Source organism: Actinosynnema sp. (genome assembly GCF_052038725.1).
The window spans coordinates 1-2,636 of the sequence record NZ_JBQGCX010000929.1 but is presented as its reverse complement, the minus strand read 5'-3'; the positions used below and the strand labels follow the sequence as shown (position 1 = coordinate 2,636).

Annotated in this window: 2 protein-coding genes; both read right to left on the bottom strand. The window is 68.9% G+C overall.

Features of this window, described 5'->3' with window-relative positions:
- Window positions 1-61 precede the first annotated feature (61 nt).
- On the bottom strand, window positions 62-1,879 hold the full coding sequence (locus ACTUAL_RS19595; RefSeq protein WP_440901266.1) for a pilus assembly protein TadG-related protein: 1,818 nt from the start codon (window positions 1,877-1,879) through the stop codon (window positions 62-64).
- The gene (locus ACTUAL_RS19590) at window positions 1,867-2,496 is read right to left on the bottom strand and encodes a TadE/TadG family type IV pilus assembly protein (RefSeq protein WP_440901265.1); all 630 of its coding nucleotides are present in this window, start codon (window positions 2,494-2,496) and stop codon (window positions 1,867-1,869) included. The genes ACTUAL_RS19595 and ACTUAL_RS19590 overlap by 13 nt, the downstream gene beginning before the upstream one ends.
- Between the last annotated feature and the right edge of the window lie 140 nt (window positions 2,497-2,636).

The window sequence follows — 2,636 nt, the reverse complement described above, 5'->3', positions numbered from 1 at the left end:
GCCCTCGGCTTCCCGCTGCCCCCGCGCAGCGGCGGTCTGCTGCGCTCGACGGGCTGAACCGTTACTCGATGAGACGGACGGGGTCGCCCTCGAGCCGGGCGTCCCAGGTCGTGAAGTCGGTGATGTTGCCGTTCTGCCGGATGTTCACTCGGAACCAGCAGCCGGTCTGGCGGGACTCGTCGCAGTCGTAGTCGTCGGGGATCGGGATCGACATCGTCTGGACCTGGCCGTTGTGAGTCGCGTTCGCGATCTTCACCTGGCATCCCGGCAGGTCGACGACGGTGCCCTTGTTGGTCGCCCCCGACGTCCTGGCGCCGTTGCATCCGACCAGGCCGCCGGTCTTGACCGATCCGGTGGCGTCGGGAGGTGGGGTCACGGTGACGTCGCCCGTGTCGCTGGAGCCGTCAGCGACGTCGAAGAATTCGAAGCGGATGCTCTGACCGGCCGCGCCCGGCAGGACGCGCAGCAGGTTGAAGGACGCGGTGCTGTTCGGCGCGTTCTGAAGCATCGGCATCCGGGACCAGCCAGAGACGGAGACATCGTCTGCGTAGCTCGGGCTGACCGCGCGAAGCGAGAAGGAGTTTGCCCCCTCGCCGAGCTCGCGATTCCCGGTGACTTTGTGCACCTCGGGGTTGTTGCGGAACACGACAGGGTTCCGCGTGACGGAGCCGAGGGTGTTGGCCTCGCGACACGTGATCGTGGACGTCATGGTGCACTGCGGCACCGTGTTCGCGGGCGCGGCGACGTTTGTGCGGACCTGGAGGAAGTAGTCGCCCGCCCGGGTTGGGGTGAAGGAGCACAGCTTGTACCACTGGTGGTACAGCCGGGCGTACCCGTCGTTGTAGCTCGAGTTCCCCTTCGTCAGCTCTCCAGCCGTGGGAGCTGTGGTCTTGCCCGTGAACTGTGCCGTGCAGCCCGCGATGGGAGTCCCTGCGAGGGGGTCGGCGTCCTCGTTCGCCTCGCGCAGGACGAAAGAGGTAATGGGTGCCTGCAGGCTTCCACTGGTCGTTCGCGTATCGCCGCTGCAGTACTCGTTCGCGGACTTGGCGTACCGAAGGCTGCCGTCCTTCGTGTAGTCGTTCGGCGTGTTCCCGAGCGTGGGGGCCCCGTCGCACGCGGTCGAAGTCGGCAAGAACAGCGGGTCGTAGATCTGCAGCGTGACCGGCTGTGCGGCCGCTGCGGCGCGTCGGCCGACCTTGACGGCGAAGAAGTAGCCCTCGGGGTAGGTGGCCTCGGTGTTGGTCCCGGCGATTGAGCCGGTCGTGGTGCACCCGAACGTCCTGGTGCACTTCGCGGTGCTGTACCGGTCGCCTGACTGCTTGTCGGTCTGAGGGCCCTCGATCCCCGCCCAGAAGTACGGGCGGCTCGTGCAGTTCGAGGCGCTGCCCGAGGGGATGACCGACTCGACCGGGCCACTGAAGGTGGTTCCCCGCGGCTCGTTGCCGAAGACGTTGCACGGGCTGCCCATCGGTGCGGGGCTGGTGTAGTCGGCGACGGCCTCGCGTCCCACGGTCGCCGTGTCGATGTCGATTGCGGCGCCGAACTGGTTGTCGACCACCGTCGTGATGCTCACCCGGAGCTGGCTCCGCTGAGCACCGAAAGTCACGTCCACCTCCGCGTTGACGCCGTCCTCGTACCCGTTGAGCTCGGCGCTCGTCCGTGCGGCCTGCGCCGCTCGCGGAAAGTTGTCGGGAAGGAACACGACGCCGGCCAGCGCCGCCGCGTCCGCGGCGGTCTGCAACCGCTCGCCCTCGACGTACCAGCGGGCCACGTCGACGCCGATGGCCGCCACGGCCAGGAGGACGGCCGAGATGAGCAGAGCCGCCGTGATCGCGATGGCACCGTCCTCCGACTGCCTCTGGCGCCTCAGGCCCCGCACCGGTCCTCGATCGACAGCGGCTCGAAGGCCATGACTGCGTGGTCATCGACGGGGAAGTCGTCGGGGAAGCCCGGCCACAGGTCCAGACCCACGACCCACTCGTGAGTGGTCATCAGCCGCACGCCCACCCGTTGCCCCTCGGTCTCGCACACGGTGGTGGCGACCTCGTTCCAGTCCCCGCCGCCGTAACGGAAGGCCAGGCGGGAGGGCGACCAGATGAATCGCACGCACTGGGCGGTGCAGGTCAGCCCGTCGAAGCTGTCGGCCGCGCCGGGGAAGCCGCGGTCCCCTGCCTGGTAGATCCAAATCTCGTCGATCTGGTCGGTGGGGATCGCAGAGCCGTTCGTCTGCATCGCGTCCGCCGCCAGCTGTGCGAAGCGGGGGGTCGACCCGGGCGCGCATGGGACCTCCCCGTCACACAGGGCCGGCCCGGCGTTGGGGGCCGCAGAAGCGATCCGGGCGCCGACCCGCGTCGCCGACGCCACGGCGACGTTGTCCTTCATCAGGAACGCCATCTCGATCATGCCGAAGACGAGCACCAACAGGACCGGCATCACCAGGGCAAGCTCGACCGCCGCCGCACCCCGCTCGTCGCGGCGCCTGTGACCACGCATCATCGCTCGCCCTCGTGTCGCACCTGACCTGCGAGAACGGTAGGTCCGGACGGGGCCCGGCGAGGGTGGAACGCCGAATGTGGGGCGTACGGCAGGGTTGTGGGCCGGGTCTCCCCGGGGAACGGGGGACCGACCACACGGGG